The sequence below is a fragment of the Coriobacteriia bacterium genome (assembly GCA_003149935.1).
GTDB lineage: Bacteria > Actinomycetota > Coriobacteriia > Coriobacteriales > QAMH01 > QAMH01.
Genome location: QAMH01000006.1, coordinates 165,972 through 182,945, shown reverse-complemented (window position 1 = coordinate 182,945; position 16,974 = coordinate 165,972). Strand labels below are relative to the sequence as shown.

The window sequence follows — 16,974 nt, the reverse complement described above, 5'->3', positions numbered from 1 at the left end:
AATGACCTGTCCCCTTGTCCCACCTGCCCGCTTATTCGTTATCGCGACCGAGGGGCTTCTTCGAACGCGCCTCGTACTCCTCCTGAGTAAGTGGCGAAACGAGGAAGTCGTCATTGAGCATGCGCAGGAAGTCGTTCACCTCACGATTGGTCGTAAGCATGATTTTGCCGTCCTCGTTGAACTTGAGCTTGCGGCTGTAGTACGCGATACGATTGGCACGCATCTCGAGCTCCTCGGGCTCAAGCTCTGCAACGGGCGATCCCTCGCGCTGCATCTTGAGAAGCTTGTTCGCCACGCCTCTGCTCGCGTCGATGCGCTCATCGAGCTTCTCGAAATCAGCGACGATGCCATCGAGCGTGTCTGCATAGTCCTTGGCACGTTGGCTCACAAGCTTGTTGAACTTGAACAGTATTTCGAGCGCACGCAAGTTGCGGAAGAAGACATTGTCGCCAAAGAGCACGAAGTCGAAGGTCGTCCCCACGCGAATAGAGCGGCTCGCAAACGCTTGCGGCTCGCTTTGGGCACCGTCAAAGAGCAGATAGCTCGACTTTTGCTGAATCCACATGCGCTGCGTACGCTGAAAGGCCACCACGCACTGCGTATCGCCATCAGTACCCGTCACGTACTTGAAGAGAAGACCGCACACTTGCGCGACATCCTCGGCAACAAGCGTGCGGGCAGGAGCGCCGTCAATTACTCGACCGTCAATTGCCTTCAGGAAGTGGACGAAGCGCATCACGTCGTCGGTCTCCTCGACTTCTTCCTCCTCGGCGCCACGTGCCATGCGCACGCGCGACAAGTCGTCATCGAACATCGAACGCGATGCGACGCCGATGCATACCTTGTCGGTGAAAAGCTCCTCGATGGGCGCGTAGATGACGCCCTCGAGATTGTCCTCGCCACGCACCTCCTTGTACCCGAAATCGAGAAAGGCGCGATCGAAGAGACGCTCGTTGAGCAGGCGGGCCGCGTCATCCTCATTGCCGCAATCATGCACGAGGCAGATCTCGAACGGCGTGGCAGGGTCTTCAGTCTCGATGACGGCGTAGGTGGCGACATGAGCGTGCAGGTTGGCATCGGCTTGCTCGAGCGCGCTGAGAAGCGCGACCTTGTCGTTCTTGTACTCTGCAATCATGAGACGTCCCTTCCGGCTAAATTGGTCACGGGCGGGTATTGTAGCTCATAGCTGGGACATTGTCGGGTATCATGCGTACAAGCAATACGATGACAACGAAGGTTATTCCATGGATACAGATACACTTGCCCGCATGCTCACAGATGCAATCGATGCCAAGAGGCTCCATGCCAACGAGCCCATGAGCAAGCACACCACCTTCAAGGTGGGCGGTCCCGTTGACTTCTTCATCTCGATTGCCTCTATTGACGAGCTCGTCGCCGTCCTCGAGGCATGCCGTACGGCAAACGCCCCCTGGCATGTCATCGGCTGCGGCAGCGACCTTCTCGTCGCAGATGCCGGCCTCTCGGGCGTGTGTATATGTCTCGGCGAGCACTTTTGCGATATCCGCGTTGATGACACACGGCTCATCGCCAAAGCAGGCGCCACGAACGAGCAGGTCGCCGAGGCAGCTTGCGCGGCAGGACTCACGGGCTACGAATTTGCCAGCGGCATTCCCGGCAGCATCGGCGGCGCCGCCATCATGAACGCCGGCGCCTATGACGGAGAGTTCGCCCACGTATGCACCGAGGTCCAGTGCCTGACTCCGGACGGACGCATCATCACGGTTCCCGCATCCGAGGCAGACTGGCGCTATCGCCACTCCATGATGTCGGATGAGGGCTACATCGTCCTCGAGGCAACGCTTCAGCTTGTGCCCTGGGACAAGAAGCAGATCCGCGCCCGCATGGACGAGCTCACCGAGCAGCGCTGCGCCAAGCAGCCCCTTGAGCTCGGCAGCGCCGGTTCCACCTTCAAGCGACCGCTTGGACACTATGCCGGCAAGCTCATCGACGATGCGGGCATGCGCGGACACACCCGTGGCGGTGCTCAGGTCTCTTCCAAGCACTGCGGTTTCGTCGTCAACATGGGTACGGCAACCGCCCACGACGTGCGCCAGGTCATCGAGGACGTGCAAAACGCCGTCTTCGCCGATTCCGGCGTCAGACTCGAGCCAGAAGTCCGCATGTGGGGATTTGACGACTAGATATCCCGCGTCTGATAAAGCGTGCCATCCACGAAACCAAGCTTGCGATAGTAGTCACGCGTCCCAACGGAACTGATGACGTTGATGCGGGCAAAGCCCGCTTCACGCGCGATGGCGCAAGCCCGTTCGACGAGCTGTTTACCCAGCCCCAAGTGCTGCGCACTGCCATCGGCCCGATGCAGGTTCGCGACTTGCCCGTAGACGTGCACCTCGCGAATCATTGCACAGCCGAGCTCCTCGGGCAGTTCGCTTGCATGAATGGTCATATATTCCACATGCGGTAGTGACAGACGCAGAAAACCGACGATCTTTCCCTGCGGCGTCACCCATTGCAAGAAGCGCTCACTCGTATTCGTCGTCTCGTAAGCGACTTCATCGAGTCGCAAATCATTGGTGTCGACCTCCTCGCCGGCGATTTCACGGTAGCGAATCTCGTGTACTGGCTGGTCATGCAGAATATTGGAAGCCTCGACCATTTGACGCAGGTTCGTTTTCTTGCTGCCGGCAATGATGTCCTGCGCCGATATGTCACGAATCATGCGCGAGACGCGCGTGAACGCCGGGGTCACGCATATATCGTGCGCAAGCAAGGCGATGAGCTCGTCTTCGCCATAAGGACGCCACTCCCCCGCATCATGCTTGGCCACAAGTCCCGTCCCCTCCACGAGCACGCAGGGATAGAGCTTGACCTCATCGGGCTGGAAGGCGGCATCGCTCACGAAACGCTCGTAATCGCTCCTGTCACCCTCAGCGTCAGAGCCATACAGGTTAAGCATGAAGTGCGTATGGATCTTGAAGCCGAAAATGCGTAGCAGCTCGAAGGCACGACGCAGGGAATCTTCGTTTGCAAGGCGATTGTTGAGCGCGAGAACCTCCGGACGCAGGCTTTGCACGCCGATTTGCACTTTCGTGCATCCGAGCAGACGTAATCGTGCAAGCGTTGCCACATCGAGGGTCTCGGGGCGCGTCTCGACAACGAGCCCGACGACGCGGTGCGCGCCATGTTCGTTGATACGCTGTTGCTCGCCAAGCTCGACAAGGTCAGCTGTCTGCCACGATGCGATATGCTCCCACGGGCTTTCCGTACCGTAGAGACTACCGATGGCTTCGTTATAGTCGAGCACGCCTTCGTTTACCTGGCACTGAACCTCACGAGTTTGCTCTTCGAGAACCTCGTCACGTCCGTCGATACCAGCCATACGATAGCGTTCGCGTCGAGCCTTCAGCGTTTCATCCGAGACAGGCGCCTCGTTGAGTGCGCGAAAGAGCTCAGTCATAAACCAGATCTGATAGCCCTGCGAGTAATCGGTCCAGGAGCCACCGAGAATGATGAGTTCGATCTTGTCACAAGCATGTCCCATCTGCGTAAGCGCACGTAGACGCGAGGCAACTTGCAAGTAGGGATCGAAGTAATTGCGCTCGGCGCGCTGGCAGGCCGGCTCGCGATGCAGGTAGCTCTTGGGCATGCGCACATCATTGGGACAATAGAGGCAGTTACCCGAACAGGGTGCGGGTTTAGTAATCACCGTGATGGTGGCGACACCACTTGCCGTACGGCGCGGTTTCATGCGCAGCGTCGCGAAGAGCTGACGTTCGAGCTCCTCGTCAACGCCGAGCTGCGCCCAGGCAACCGGATCTTCTTCCTTGAGCTTGAGATAATATGGCAGCAAGCGCTTCTTGGAATACTTGCGCTCGCGCGTGCCAGCTTGCTTGTTATGGCGATTGAGAATCTGGCCAAGCTCAAGGGCATCGAGCTGCCCTTGAGCACGCATGGCATCGAGTATGTCAACGAGTACTTCGTACATGATGCACGATTCTATCGGTTCGTGCGCCAATATGTGAATCGATACGCGAAAACAGGCAGGCGACATACCTCTTCTCGATGGGGAGCGCGGACAACGCGCCTCGCCTCGACGGTCGCTCCCCGACGGCTCACTTCGTGATCCTTTCGGCTCGCTCCCTTAGACCTCGGCTCGGCGCGCTGTCCGCGCTTATGCTGTCTATATACGTCGAAGGACGAGATAGCAATTGAGGTCGTCGTTGGGACCGTCGGCGTTGAAGCGATCGATGAGTTGCACCCTGTCGGCTATGTGACTGACGAACGCGTCAATTTCGGCCTCGGTGAAGCTGTGACAGTAGCGCAGCACATCGGGCTCGTCCTGCCATCCGAGCAGCCAGTCATTCTCGTCAAGTTGCAGGTCAGGGTAGCATTCAAGGGCAAGATGCGTCGCACGAGCCGCCTTGCGTGCCAAGCGTGCATCGCGTTCGAATTGCCAGAACGAGATGAGAAGGTATCCCTGTGGTTTCGTCTTTTCGACCATTGCATCGAGAAGTGCCTGACGGGCTTGCGTGCCCGGTATGTGATGCATGAGGCCGAATGCGCAGATCATCTCACATTCGGGCACATCATGTAAGCATGAGCGAAACGTTCCATCCCATAATCTAGACACGATGTCCATATCGATGAAATGCACGTCGTGGTCTTTTGCGAGGAGCTGCGGACAGGCGTCAACACCATATATGTTCAGGCGTGCACGCGTATTTGCCCGGAGAAAACCCTCGAAGCGAAGGGTGCCGCAACCAAGGTCGAGGACGGATAGTTCGGGTTTGGCAAGCGCGTCGGGAATCGCGTTGATGCAACGCTCCCACCCGTGCCAGGGACGCGTCCTCGTCTGCGCGAAGGAAGCGGCACAGCGGCCGTAGAAATCGCTGGTAAGAGCATTGAGCGTGTGCGCGGTCTTGAAATCCATGCGTCGCATTGTACGGCATTTATCTTGTCAAATGCTTGCGGACAGGAGTCAACGCCTGTTCTTTCAACACAAGCGCTACCCGCGCTCCCCATCGAGGCGAGATGCGCCGTCCGCGCACCCCTTAGGCAACGAAGAAGACCCCGTCAGGCTGGTCGACAATGCCCCGCCGTTTATCTCGCCATGTTCCCAGCCACGAGAACACAAGCATGAGCACAAGCGAAAGGCTTGCTCCTATGACGATCTGATGCAGGTCGAAGAGCTTGAAACCCATCGCCATCGTGATGCAGTACGCTGCCACGCCTCCGACCATCGAGGCAAGTGCACCCCAGGCATGCGCCTTCTTCCAGAACAGTCCCATCACGAACACCCAGCAAAATGCCGTCTCGAGACCACCGAAAGCGAACATGTTGATCTTCCAGATGACATCGGGTGGCGCTATGGCGATCACGAGCACGATGATGCCAACGGCATACGTGAAGATGCGGGAAAGGGTCGAAATACGTGTATCTGCAACCGATCTGCCGTTCTTCTCGCAATGATGCATGTACATGTCTTTGATGATGGACGAGGAAGAGCTGATAAGCAGAGAAGAGACCGTGGAAATCGATGCGGCGATTGGCCCCACGATCGCTATGCCGGCGAGCCAGGCAGGAAGACTGTTCATGATTGCAGATGGGATGATGTTATCTACCGAGCCGCCATATTCGTCAAGAGACCCGGGAAGCACACCCTTGGAAAGCACGCCGAGCGAGGTGACGCAAATCATCATCAAGCCGATGATGACCGTGCCGACGACCATGGCGTTCTTAAGGGCCTTCTCATCCTTGAACCCCATACAGCGCACGACGGATTGCGGCAGACAAAACGTGAGCACGCCCACGAGCAACCACTGCGTCACGTATAGCCCGATGGGCATTTGCCCGTCGGAAAGCGGATCCATCATGCCCGGATTCTCCACCATGATCGTATTCATGATGTTCTCGTAGCCACCACCAGCGATAAGAATACCCGCCGCAAGGATGACGATGCCAACGATCATCATGACACCGCAGATGGCATCCGTTATCGCCACGCCACGAAAACCGCCAACCGTCGTATACGAGATGACCACGATGCCGAAAATCAGCAAGCCAATGACGTAGCTGTATCCCGTCACTGACTCGAAGAGTTTGGCACCACCGACGAACTGGGCAACCATCATCGCGACAAAGAAGAGCAGGATGATGACAGCAGAGATGTTGGCGATGGCATCCGACTTGTAGCGCGCACGCAACACGTCGATGATGGTGATGGCCCCGATCTTGCGACTGATGAGGGCGAGCTTCTTGCCAAGGATGCCGAAGAGGAGAAACAGGGCGGTCACCTGGACGGCCGACATGTACACCCAGCCCCAGCCCACGGACCATGCCTGGCCGGGACCACCCACGAACGAGCTGACCGAGCCATAGGTCGCGATAGTGGTCATGGCAAGCACGAAACCACCGAGGCTCCTGCTTCCGATGAAATACTCCGAGACGAAGTCCTTGCCCTCGACGGCAACGCGCCTGTTGATGCGCATGACAACCGCAAAGGTGATGAGCAGAAAAACGAGGACGGGAATGAGCGTGAGCGGATTACCTTCCATTGTCGGCCCCCTCTCCCTCATCGTCTTCGAGGCCAACGTCATGCATGACGAACTTCGCCATGATGATTGACAAGATGACGGCAAAAACGAAGGTGCCGAAACATCCGGTGATGACCCAGAGGGGCGTGGAGAAGACGACTATGCCCGTCTGCGCGACTCCGAATCCGAGCAGCGCCCACACGACGATAGTCGCAACGAGGCCAATGACGGCCGCCAGCGCCTCCCTATTGGCTTGTTGGAGCTTTTCCTTGTACGTCATATGCGAGTCCCGTTTCTCTTCGAATACAAGCTCTGTACGTGGGCGACGCGATGCGCCCCATTCGATACATAAAGCCCGCACGTACTGTGTGCGGCCCCATAACGAGTGTCGCCACGGTGCAAGGCATCATGTTTCGCGCATGATAGCGCAGATGCACGCAAACTGAAAACGGGGCAAGCGGTAGACGGCACCGCCCGCCCCGTTCACTTGTCCATGCGTTTATGCTTGTTCGCGCCAGGAGCCTTCGAAGGTGGCACGACCCATCTTGGCACCTCCGATGACGTGCACATGCATATGCGGCACCGTCTGGGCGGAATCCGGGCCAACGTTGATGATGCAGCGGAAACCCGACTCGTCAACGCCTTTGATCTTGGCAACCTTGGGAATTGCCGCCATGATATGACCGAGGGCTTCTGCGGGCACTTCGCCGTTAAGCTCGTGGTAGTGTGTCTTGGGGACGACGAGCACATGGACGGGAGCCTCAGGCTCGATATCGTCGAACGCGTATACGTAATCGTCTTCGTACACCTTGGTGGACGGAATCTCTCCTGCGACAAGTTTGCAGAAAATGCAATCGTTGCTCATGGTCACTCCTCATCGACGTATGAAACATGCCGTCTATACTCGCGCCACTTTCTTCCCGCGTCAAGACTCGCGCGCCATGACGATGCAATCGTAGCGCACGGCCTTTCCCCGTAACGTGTAGTCGGGTTTGACACCCGCGAGATGCGGACCCTTGACCGGCCGCTTGATGACAATCTTGCGCGGATGGGCTGCGCGCGCCGCCTCGAGTAGCGCCATTTCATCCTCGCAGGGCATCTCGAGCCGATGCAGGAGCTGAAACTTCTTCTTTACCGCAGCGCTCTTGCTACGCCCCGGAAACATCGGATCAAGATAGACGACATCGGGCGGCATTGAAAGATCGCGCAGGACCTTCAGGCTATTGCCTTCGATAACCCGCATGCGTCCGGCGGCATCCGCAAGCTCTGGGTCACGCCGCGCACGTTCGATGGCATCTACGAGCATCGCGGCGATGACCGGGTTGCATTCGATCAGCGTCACGGAGAAGCCGGCAGCCGCGAGCAGCAGGGAGTCCTGCCCGAGGCCGGCCGTCGCGTCTACGAGCGTCGGCTCCTCAATACCCTTGAGGCGTGCGGCACGCACGAGAAGCTCGCCGTTGAGCTTGCCGTGGAGCAGGCGCCGCTTCATATCGTCGAAACTCGCGCGCAGGCGCATGCCATCACCCTCGAGAATGAGCCCATCCGCATCGCGTCTCAACTCGAGTCCAGCCCGCTTCAATTCATTGACACTGCTCGCGTCCATGCATCTTTTCCTCGCGTCTTTCTAATGCCAATCGAGCCAGCATTAACACAAAGTAACACCCCAGAAACTCGATGGAAACATTGCTCGACGAAAAATTGAGGTGTCAGGAGGAGAAGAAAGGAAGGGAAACAATGTTTGATACGGGAACAACATCCTTCATGCTCATCTGCACCATGCTGGTGCTTCTCATGAGCCCTGGCCTGGCCTTCTTCTACGGAGGCTTGTCCAGACGCAAGAACGTGGTCAATACGATGATGATGGTCATGGGCGCCATGGGCGTCGTGGGCGTCATCTGGGTCCTGTTCGGATGGTCCTTCGCCTATGGTGGCGATGGGTCGATACCGTTCTTCGGAGGCATCGATCAGATCGGCTGCTTCTCGACGGTAACGGACATGCTTGCCGAGGCGAGCGAAAACGCCGAGGGCAATGTCTACCCCTCCATCGTCAATATCGGCTTCCAGCTCGCCTTCGCGATGATCACGACGGCCATTATCACCGGTGCCGTTGCCGGACGCATGAAGTTCGGCGCCCTCATCCTGTTCGTCATCTTATGGGTCCCGCTTGTGTACGCCCCGCTCGCGCACATGGTATGGGGCGGCGAGGGCAGCCTCATCGGTAGCATGATCGGAGCACTCGACTTTGCCGGCGGCGATGTCGTCCACATCAGCTCCGGCGTGACCGGTCTCATCCTCTGCCTCGTCATCGGGCGCCGCAAGGGCTTCGGTCTCATGAGCTACCGTCCCCACAACGTGCCATTCGTCATGCTCGGTGCGGGTCTGCTGTGGTTTGGCTGGTTCGGCTTCAACGCCGGTTCTGCCTTCGCGGCAGATGGCATCGCCGCCCTGGCCCTCCTCAACACGGTCGCGGCATCGGCGGCGGGCATGCTCTCCTGGATTGTGGTCGAGCGCGTCAAGGTCGGCAAGCCGACGCTCGTCGGCGCCTGCACGGGTCTTGTGGCGGGCCTTGTCGCCATCACGCCTGCTGCTGGCTTTGTCGAACCCTGGGCGGCGATCGTGATGGGCATAATCGTCTCGCCCTGCTGCTATTTCGCCATCTCATACCTCAAGAGGAAGATTGGATACGATGATGCCCTGGACGCTTTCGGTTGCCACTCCATTGGCGGTATCGTCGGCGGTATCCTCACCGGTCTGTTCTGCGTGCCGAGCCTCTCATGGACGGATTACGGTGGACTCTTCTACACGGGAAACCCCTCCTTGCTCGTAAGCCAGATACTCGGCATACTCGTCACGCTTGCCTTCGTCATCGTCGCGGGTCTCGTACTGAGCTTCATCGTCAAGGCAGTCTATCGCGGCAAAGCCCGCGTGAACGAAAACGATGAGGCCACCGGCTTGGACGTCGCACTTCATGGCGAGAGCGCGTACCCCGCATATCTGGGTCTTGACTAAGGGAGGAAGACAATGAAGCGAATCGTTGCAATCGTACGCACGGAAAAGCTCGAGCCCCTCAAGGAGGCCCTATTCAACGCCAATATCGCGGGCATGACCATCTCGCAGGTCATGGGTTGCGGCAATCAGCATGGCTGGAGCGAATACTACCGCGGTACCGAGGTCCTGCTCAATATGGTTCCCAAGGTGAAGTTCGAGCTCGTGGTCGATGATGACCGCGTTCAGGACCTCGTGGACATCATCTGCGAGACGGCCCGCACCGGCGAAGTCGGAGATGGCAAGGTCTTCGTGAGTCCCGTCGATGAAGTCGTGCGCATCCGCACGGGCGAACAGGGCGTCGAGGCCATCTAGTCGCCTTCGGACATATCAGATTTACGCGTGCAGGCGCGGGGATTGTCCTCGCGCCTGCGTTTGCCTGCACATCGGAAAACGCGAGGCTGTACGAGACGGATTGCAGAAGCCGTAGAAGGCCGCACGCAGCATGGCCTGGGCGACGAGTACGCACAGCATGGCAAGGACGACGGCGATGATCCGGAACGCGGGCACAAGGCAAGCAAGCACGATGAAGCATGCTGCCGAGAAGCTCAGGGCGAATCCGTAGCCGCGCTCGGCCTGCCACGTGACAACGCATGACAGCGCCGCAGGAACACGCCCATGGGGGCTAGCCCCGGCATCGATCTCGAGCGAGAGCCTATGCATGCGCGCATTACTCGCATACTTGTCCAGCGCAATGGCGACGCCGATGCAGACAACGGAGATAAGGGCCGCAATCCACGGAGAGAGCGGGACGTCCATGTACTCCGCGGCAAGCAGCACGAGGCAGCACGCAGCCACAACGCCCACGCGCAATGCGACGGCGAGCAACTCGAACAGCGTCTCGGGGCCGTTCCACCCCGGCTGTCCCATGACGCGGTAGGCACGCGCGATCACGAAGACGAGCAGTAGCCCCACGACGCAGGCGACGGTGCAGACGCAAAGGGAGAGCCAGCCCAAGACGAGCGCCGTAAAGGCATCGACGCGCGCAAACGGAAGCGTCCCCGATGCGATGAGCGCGAGAGCGAGCCATACGACGAGCATACCCCAAAACGCCGAAACGACGAAAATCTCGCGAGAGAGCCAGGAGCTCCTCACGTTGGCAAGCGAGCGTGGAGCACGCAGGGGTTTTGCCAGATGCATCACGGACGCAAGCATGCCGACTGTCGTGAAGACGACGGCGAGCGCGGCAAAGCGCCAGCCCCCGAACCACAACCCCGTGCTCGAGAACGCGACGATACCCTCCACGAGCGCAACAAAAGCGACGCCAAGTGCCGCAGGCGCGCACGTGGTAAACGCGATGAGCGGCAGCTCGTCCACGATCATCGTCTTGAGCTTGTATTCCCCGTTGCTCACGAATCGACCTCCATCATGCATCCTCCCACGCTAGCGAAGCATACGCTGGGCCGCCTGCTGACGCACCCCGCGCTCGGGCTCGCCAGCTGGTCCGATGCTTATGGCCCCACCACAGCAGTTCTCGACGCAGGCGGGCTTGAGGCCATCACGCAGGCGATCGATGCACATGTCACATTTCTGCATGAGGCCATCGGCGCCGAACTGCGGAGCGCCGAACTCGCAGGCCCACGAGCAATAATGGCAGCCGAGGCACTTGTTCGAATCCACGAGCACGGCACCGAACTCGGGGTCGCGGTATATGGCCTTGGCGGGGCAGACGGCCATGCATGCCGCCTCTGCGCAGTGCATGCAGGCCATCGAGACATACTGGATGGGACAGCTGGCGTCACGCTCGTAGGTGGTCATGACCTCGCGATAGCGCGGACCGGTGCTACCCGGCTTATCCTGAGCGTGCGGGCGCAGGTCATGGGCTGATTTGCAGGCGACCTCGCAGGCGAAGCACTGTGCGCAGCGATTGACGTCAAAATGAAGTTCGTAGAACATGGCCGCCTCCCTAGAGCTTCTCGATAGTGCCGAGGCACATGGTGTAGTTCGCTTGGCTTGAAATCGGGTCAAGGTCGTCATCGATGCCGAGATAGTTGTAATTGGCATCAACCCAACCACCGGGGACATAAATCCAATCCTCCTTGAGTATGGGCGTGACCTCGGCCTTGATCGTGATCGACCCGCGCGGTGAACTCACCCTGAGCCAATCTCCGTCCTCGATGCCCAGCGCCGCGGCACGGTCGCTGTTGACCATCGCGCGCGCCTCGGGCTGCATCTCGCGCAGCCACGGAATCGTGCGGCGTTGCTCGTGCACGTACATGGGGCCGGAACGGCCCGTGAACACGACATAGGGGTACTTCTCGGCAAGTTCGGGCTTGCTGCGGGGAGATTCGGAGCTGTCCTCCCAGTTGGGAAGCCCATCGAAACCATTCTCGAGCAGCACCTCGGAGACGATGTTGACCTTGCCTCCTGGTGCACGGAAGCCCACTTTCGCGAACTTCTCGTACTCGATGTTGCCGTACTCGAGTCCATGCGGATGAGCGAGCAGCTGCTCGTAGGTAATGCCCGAGGGCTTGAGGCACTCGTCGATGTACCAGGTGATGTCTTCGCTGGGGAACTCCTCGACGAAGCCGCAAGCGCGCCCGAGTTCGATCATGATCTGCGTGTCCGGCTTGGCCTCCCCCACTTGCACGGCCTTCTGGCGCAGGGTGATCTCCGGGAACCACGAATCGGACTTGAACCACTCGGGTTCGGTGCGCTCGAGGTAGGTTGCCGCCGGCAAGACGAGGTCGCCGCACTGGGCGGTCTCACTCAAATACGGATCGATGGTCGCGATGTAGTCGACCTTGGCAAGCGCGGCCATGGTGACATCGGGCTGTGGTTGCGTGACGACCGGATTGGCCCCCTGGAAGATGGCGACCTTGATCTTGCCTTCGGCCATGGTACGCAGAACGTCAGGCGTGGGCAGCAGCCCCTGGCCATTGAAGAGCAGGGGAAAGCGGGAATCTTCCGGGTTGTAGGGCGGAACGTGGAACATCATCGTGGGACCGGCAGGCTCGAAATCGGGTAGCACATGATCGATGAGCGTGAACTCCGGATTGCGCGCTGGGCTCTTTTGCGTGAAGAGATCGCAGCCTTCGCGGTCAAGATGGCCCGTGATGGTGCGCAGGATGCAGAGCGCACGCGTGGTCTGCGTGACGTTTACACGTCCCTCGAGACCATGCCCGGAAGTGATGGAGGCCCGTGGCGTAGTCGCGTACTCGCGGGCCAGCGCCGTGATGGCATCGGCCGGAGCGCCGCAAATCCCGGCCGCCCACTGCGGCGTATACGCGATGCCGAGCTTGTTGTCGCCATTGATGTGCGCCGTAAGCTTGGCAAGACCCGGGTCGTTGGTGTACTCGTCGACGAAGTCGCGATCCCAGAGGCCTTCGTTGACGATGACATGAATCATGGCAAGCATCATGGCGAGGTCGGTGCCGGGTTCGACCTGGATGAAGGTGTCGGCATGCGCGCCAAGGTGGAAATGCAGCGGGTCGATAACGACGAGCCTGGCTCCGCGTTCCTGCGCATCGTAGATCTTCTTGATGGCGGGTGCGCATGAAAACGCCGGTTGCTTGCCCCAGAAGATCATAAGGTCGACGTTGGGATAATCGACGAAAGACGGCATGCCGCCGTAGGTCATCCCCTCGGCAATCGCACGTGGCACGAAGCACTCCGAAGCGCCCATCCCCACCTCGGTGCCCACGCAGTGCGCAAAGCGCTGCGTCATGTCGTAGGTAAAACCCCAACCGCATGCCTGACCGCGGCAGATGGAGACGGAGGTGGGCCCGTACTGCGCAACGGCCTCGTTGATGTGCATGGCCAGCTCGCGAAGCGCCTCGTCCCAGCTAATCCGTTCGAACTCGCCACTGCAACGCTCACCCACGCGACGCATGGGGTATATGACCCTGCGCGGATCATGCGCGATCTGCGGCGCGGCAAGCCCCTTGGAGCAAAGGGCGCCATTCGTGCGCTTGTTGCCGGGAACGCCATGCGCGAACACGACATGGTTGTCGCGCACGTCAACGAACATCGGGCAGGTGTTGTGACAGCCACCGCACACCGTCGCGATGGTCTCGACCTGTGTACCAACTGCCGAACCCTGAACAGTATCGCTCATACGATTGCCCTCCTTCTCGTACATGAAGGCCCGCATGCATGTGCAAGCGGGCCTTTCTTCGCAATGAAATGACTGCACGGGCTGGCTATGATGCCTGGTCACCCCGTGTGAAAATCATCGTCGTCTCGCCGTCGTCGCTCGTGAGTTTGCCTTCTGCCAGCGTGAAAATGGCATCGCCCTCACCGGCGAGCGTAAGCGTCATCTGCGTGGCGCTGTCGGCCTTCCACGTGGCATCTATGCTCTGGCCGAACATGATGAAGTCTGCCGAGCCATCCTCGTTGAGCGTCATGTTAATGGGCATGTTCATCTGCTTGAGGATGGTCGCGTCCACCGTACCCAGATCCGCATCCTCGATTGTCTCAAGCTCCCAGGCGCCGACAAAGTTCGCCTTGGAGTCTCCACCGCCGCAACCGACAAGCGCGAGGCACAGCGTGCACGCGCAGGCAAGCGTCACGAAAACGGCAACTAGTTTCTTGGCCATGTTGGTCTCCCTCATCGCAATGAAAAAACACGTCGATTATATCGCGATGCACGGGGAATGCCAAAGACCACGATCGCTCGAAGACGCGTTGTAGAGAAGGCTGTCACCACGCGCTATGCAGGAAGCAGGACACCCTCCAACGCGGCCAGCAAACCGTCAATCTCGATTGGCTTGGCGATGTGCCCGTCCATGCCGCAATCAAGCGCCTTTTGGCGATCCTCTTCGAATGCATCGGCGGTCACGGCCAAGATGGGAATGTGCGAGATAACCGGATCGTCCATGGAGCGCACGATGGCCGCAGCCTCATACCCGTTCATGACCGGCATCTGTATATCCATGAGCACTAACTGGTAATAGCCGGGTTCGGCATTGGATAGACGATCAATCGCATCTTTTCCATCAACCGCCTGCTCGACCACGAAACCCGCATCCTCCAACAAGGTGGTGGCGATTTCGCGATTGAGAAGGTTGTCATCCACGAGCAGAATGCGCAGGCCGTGCAGCTGTTCAGAAAGCTCCTGACGCACGCATCCCTCCTGAACCGCAATAGCATCCTTATCCAGCACCTCGAGGGGCAGCATCACGCTGAAGGTGCTGCCCTCGCCCTTGACACTGGTCACGCCGATATCTCCACCCATCATGTCCACGAGGCGCTTGGCGATGGACATGCCCAGGCCGGTACCCTGCGTGCCAGAAAGAGTCGAGGTCCGCTCGCGCTCGAACGGGTCGAAGATGTGTTTGATAAAGGCCTCGTCCATTCCGATGCCGCTATCGGCAATCGTCATCGTGTAATTCGACTTTCCGTCGACATCCGAAGCGGCTTCGGATATCGAGAACGAGACCGAACCGCCGGAAGGCGTGAACTTGACGGCGTTGCCGAGTATGTTGAGCAGCACCTGCTTCAGCTTGAGCTCGTCGCACATGACAATCGGATGATGCAATCCGGAGAGGTCGACATCGTAGTGCAAACCCTTCTCGCTGACCTCGGACTGGACGATGGAGCCGAGGTGCTCCGTTACCTCTATGAGATCGCACGGCTTTTCCTCGACCGAAGCCTTTCCCGATTCGATACGGCTCATATCCAGGATGTCGTTGATGAGATCGAGCAAATGGGTGCTGGAAGCCTGGATCTTGTCCAGGTAGTCCTCGACGCGTTCGACATCGTCGATGTGATTGGTCGCCAGCGTCGTGAAGCCGATGATGGCGTTCATGGGCGTACGGATGTCATGGCTCATGTTGGAGAGGAACAGGCTCTTTGCCTCGTTTGCGCGATTGGCGCGCTGCAGTGCTTCCTCGAGCTGTTCCTTGCGCTCGATCTCCTCGCGCGTCTCGCGATCGACGTTGCGCAAGCCCATGACCACCAAGCGGTCATCGTCGGAATCGTCCGTCCACGATCCGGCGCGTACGAGCGTCACCTGACGGTATCCCATCACGCCATCGACAAGCGAGCGGTACATGACGTTGATGCGCTTGCGCTCCTCGAGCTCCTCGCGCACACGATCGCGCGCGAGCATATCGCTTAGCATGGAGCGATCGTCAGGCAGTGTTCGGATGTTCACGTAGTCGTAGAGGGACTTCTCGTAGGTCAGAGGCCCGTCAAAAATGCCCTTCAGCTCTTCGTCTGCGTCGTCCGAGATGCGCAGTAGCTCTCCCCTGCCAGTGTTCAAGTCGAACGAACACACGACCAGGTAGTTTACGCCCAGGGCGCGTATGAAGGACTGCTGACGCCGCTCGCGACGTTCCTCCTCGTGCTTCTGGTCGGAATAGTCCAGCAAGAAGCGCTGATACAAGAGCTCGCCATCTTGTTCTATCAGCTTGGCGCTCCCGAGCACGTGCAAGATCTTGCCGTCCTCGTGATGCACGCTGTATTCGAAGCTCACGCTATCACCCGCATGCTCGAGCGTGGCGAGCTTCTCGCGTAGCATCTCCTTGTCGGAGTCGACGACCGAATCGGCCACCATGTCGAATCCGTGCGCGAGCAGGTCTTCCTCGGATTCGTACCCGAGGATGTCGAGCGCCGCCTGATTCACGCCAATGACGCGCGTACCGTCAAGCGTGTGCGTGAGAACGCCGCAATCCATGGCAGTGAACATGTTCTCGAGCGTCTGGTTCTTCTGGAGTAGGTCGCGCTCGTAGGCACGCTCTTGCGTCACGTCAATCGCAACGCCCACAGTGCCCATAACGCTACCGTCGAGGTCGTAGAGCGGCGACTTATAGGTTGTCAGGAGCTTCGTGCCACTGCCGCTCTGAACCACCTCTTCGGAAACGCAGGTCTTGCGCGTAGCCATGACCTGAGCCTCCGACTCGATGCAGGCGGGATCATCTGTCTCGACATCCCAGATGTAGGCATGTCCGCGCCCCTGCACGTCATCCTTCTCCTTGCCGACCGTTTCGCAGAAGCTATCGTTGACCTTCTCGTGAATGCCATCGGCGGTCTTGTACCAGACGAGGCAGGGAATCGAGTTGATGGTGACCTCGAGGAATTGCGCGGTCTCCTGCGCGTCAGCCTGTTCCTTTCGCTGCTGCTGCCAGCGGTCAAAACGCCAGGCAAGCTCTTCGGCGGACATATCCTCGGGCCAGACGTCGGATAGGCAGGGAAGCAAGCCCACCGTCTCGGCCGTGCGCCCGGTGAGTGCAAGCGCGATGACATCGCAGCCTTCGTCCTTGTCTTCCAGGAAGTCCTGCAGGACCCAGGTGTCCGCATCGGCACCCAGTGCCACGATCGTCAGGTCGGCATCGGCCGCCACGTTCGAGTCGAAGGATGGCGTCGAGACGAAACGATGCGTGAAGGGAGCGATTGCGGGAATGTCCCGCAGCGTCTGCTCGCTCGCATCATCGAGACCGGAAAGGTATATGGTGAGCTCACCGTGGTACAT

The 16,974-nt window shown here is 59.2% G+C and carries 15 protein-coding genes; 3 read left to right on the top strand and 12 right to left on the bottom strand.

Translation table 11 applies throughout. From position 1 onward, the window contains the following. Positions 1 to 31: 31 nt before the first annotated feature. Positions 32 to 1,135: a hypothetical protein gene (locus tag DBY20_03415; protein ID PWL78939.1), complete on the bottom strand. Its 1,104-nt coding sequence runs from the start codon at positions 1,133 to 1,135 to the stop codon at positions 32 to 34. Between the two features lie 109 nt (positions 1,136 to 1,244). Here DBY20_03415 and DBY20_03410 point away from each other — a divergent pair, with 109 nt between their 5' ends. Next, positions 1,245 to 2,162, top strand: coding sequence for a UDP-N-acetylenolpyruvoylglucosamine reductase (locus DBY20_03410; protein ID PWL78938.1), 918 nt, complete (start codon positions 1,245 to 1,247; stop codon positions 2,160 to 2,162). Here DBY20_03410 and DBY20_03405 read toward each other — a convergent pair. The 6 genes from DBY20_03405 to DBY20_03380 all read right to left on the bottom strand — a co-directional run bounded on the left by DBY20_03405 (position 2,159) and on the right by DBY20_03380 (position 8,118). Continuing rightward, positions 2,159 to 3,967, bottom strand: a complete 1,809-nt coding sequence (locus DBY20_03405) for a histone acetyltransferase (GenBank protein PWL78937.1) — start codon at positions 3,965 to 3,967, stop codon at positions 2,159 to 2,161. The two genes, DBY20_03410 and DBY20_03405, sit on opposite strands and share 4 nt — an antisense overlap. A 195-nt stretch (positions 3,968 to 4,162) precedes the next feature. Beyond that, positions 4,163 to 4,921 (bottom strand): class I SAM-dependent methyltransferase, encoded by a 759-nt coding sequence (locus DBY20_03400; GenBank protein ID PWL78936.1) that lies wholly within the window; start codon positions 4,919 to 4,921, stop codon positions 4,163 to 4,165. A gap of 112 nt (positions 4,922 to 5,033) precedes the next feature. Next, positions 5,034 to 6,536: a sodium/panthothenate symporter gene (locus DBY20_03395; protein PWL78935.1), complete on the bottom strand. Its 1,503-nt coding sequence runs from the start codon at positions 6,534 to 6,536 to the stop codon at positions 5,034 to 5,036. Next, positions 6,526 to 6,795, bottom strand: coding sequence for a DUF997 domain-containing protein (locus tag DBY20_03390; protein PWL78934.1), 270 nt, complete (start codon positions 6,793 to 6,795; stop codon positions 6,526 to 6,528). The genes DBY20_03395 and DBY20_03390 overlap by 11 nt, the downstream gene beginning before the upstream one ends. 219 nt (positions 6,796 to 7,014) lie before the next feature. Next, positions 7,015 to 7,380, bottom strand: coding sequence for a histidine triad nucleotide-binding protein (locus tag DBY20_03385; protein ID PWL78933.1), 366 nt, complete (start codon positions 7,378 to 7,380; stop codon positions 7,015 to 7,017). A 60-nt stretch (positions 7,381 to 7,440) separates the two neighbouring features. Beyond that, on the bottom strand, positions 7,441 to 8,118 hold the full coding sequence (locus DBY20_03380) for an SAM-dependent methyltransferase (protein PWL78932.1): 678 nt from the start codon (positions 8,116 to 8,118) through the stop codon (positions 7,441 to 7,443). A 131-nt stretch (positions 8,119 to 8,249) separates the two neighbouring features. Here DBY20_03380 and DBY20_03375 point away from each other — a divergent pair, with 131 nt between their 5' ends. Both DBY20_03375 and DBY20_03370 read left to right on the top strand, forming a co-directional pair. Further along, entirely contained in the window at positions 8,250 to 9,524 is a 1,275-nt protein-coding gene (locus tag DBY20_03375) for an ammonia permease (protein ID PWL78931.1), read from the top strand. A gap of 12 nt (positions 9,525 to 9,536) precedes the next feature. Beyond that, positions 9,537 to 9,875: a transcriptional regulator gene (locus DBY20_03370; GenBank protein ID PWL78930.1), complete on the top strand. Its 339-nt coding sequence runs from the start codon at positions 9,537 to 9,539 to the stop codon at positions 9,873 to 9,875. A gap of 21 nt (positions 9,876 to 9,896) precedes the next feature. Here the strand turns inward: DBY20_03370 and DBY20_03365 are convergent, their stop codons facing one another. The 5 genes from DBY20_03365 to DBY20_03345 form a co-directional block, all read right to left on the bottom strand. Continuing rightward, positions 9,897 to 10,934 (bottom strand): hypothetical protein, encoded by a 1,038-nt coding sequence (locus tag DBY20_03365; GenBank protein PWL78929.1) that lies wholly within the window; start codon positions 10,932 to 10,934, stop codon positions 9,897 to 9,899. Positions 10,935 to 10,943: 9 nt separating this feature from the next. Next, a complete protein-coding gene (locus DBY20_03360) occupies positions 10,944 to 11,585 on the bottom strand; it encodes a hypothetical protein (protein PWL79409.1) in 642 nt (213 codons plus the stop codon). Beyond that, positions 11,467 to 13,653, bottom strand: coding sequence for a hypothetical protein (locus DBY20_03355; GenBank protein PWL78928.1), 2,187 nt, complete (start codon positions 13,651 to 13,653; stop codon positions 11,467 to 11,469). The genes DBY20_03360 and DBY20_03355 overlap by 119 nt, the downstream gene beginning before the upstream one ends. A 49-nt stretch (positions 13,654 to 13,702) precedes the next feature. Next, entirely contained in the window at positions 13,703 to 14,098 is a 396-nt protein-coding gene (locus DBY20_03350; GenBank protein PWL78927.1) for a hypothetical protein, read from the bottom strand. Positions 14,099 to 14,211: 113 nt separating this feature from the next. Further along, positions 14,212 to 16,974: a hybrid sensor histidine kinase/response regulator gene (locus tag DBY20_03345; protein ID PWL78926.1), complete on the bottom strand. Its 2,763-nt coding sequence runs from the start codon at positions 16,972 to 16,974 to the stop codon at positions 14,212 to 14,214.